The 929-nt window shown below is 40.0% G+C and carries 1 protein-coding gene; it reads left to right on the top strand.

Annotated features, from left to right (window positions below; all coding sequences use genetic code 11):
* Nucleotides 1–134 precede the first annotated feature (134 nt).
* Nucleotides 135–887 carry a triose-phosphate isomerase gene (gene tpiA, locus F9856_RS11975; RefSeq protein WP_004298713.1) on the top strand — a complete coding sequence of 251 codons (753 nt, stop codon included), beginning with the start codon at nucleotides 135–137 and terminating at the stop codon, nucleotides 885–887.
* The last annotated feature ends 42 nt before the right edge of the window (nucleotides 888–929 follow it).

The raw sequence follows: 929 nt of genomic DNA on the forward strand, positions 1-929 counted from the left end.
CTTAATTGTAACTCTCTACTTTCGGGTAGAGAGTTTTTCTGTAAGTATTCATAAAATGCACAGAAATTCTTTAATCTTAGCTAAGTTTATGCTATAATGTACCTTGTACAATAAATATAGAAGAGGTAAGTGAAATGTCACGTAAACCAATCATTGCCGGTAACTGGAAAATGAACAAAAATCCTCAAGAAGCACAAGCTTTCGTTGAGGCAATTGCAGGAAAATTGCCTGCAGGAGACAAAATTGAAGCAGCTATCGCAGCTCCAGCTGTAGATTTGAACGCTCTCTTATGGTTCGCTAAAGATTCTGAATTGAAAGTTGCAGCTCAAAACTGCTACTTTGAAGATGCTGGTGCCTTCACTGGTGAAACATCTCCAAAAGTATTGGCTGAAATGGGTGTTAACTATGTTGTTATCGGTCACTCAGAGCGTCGTGATTACTTCCACGAAACTGATGAAGATATTAATAAAAAAGCTCATGCAATCTTCCGTAACGGTTTGACTCCAATCATCTGTTGTGGTGAGTCACTTGAAACTTACGAAGCTGGCAAAGCAGTAGAATTTGTAGGTGCACAAGTTTCTGCAGCTTTGAAAGACTTGACTGCTGAACAAGTAGCATCACTTGTTATTGCTTACGAGCCAATCTGGGCAATCGGTACTGGTAAATCAGCTACTAAAGACGATGCACAAAACATGTGTAAAGCTGTCCGTGACGTTGTTGCTGCTGACTTTGGTCAAGAAGTTGCAGACAAAGTTCGCGTTCAATACGGTGGTTCTGTAAACCCATCAAATGTTGCTGAATACATGGCATGTCCAGACGTTGACGGTGCGCTTGTTGGTGGTGCATCACTTGAAGCAGAAAGTTTCTTGGCTTTGTTGAACTTCTAATAACAAAAAGCATCGGATTTTGAATTCGATGCTTTTTTTGAT

Origin of the sequence: Streptococcus suis, assembly GCF_016743335.1 — a bacterium.
GTDB lineage: Bacteria > Bacillota > Bacilli > Lactobacillales > Streptococcaceae > Streptococcus > Streptococcus suis_Y.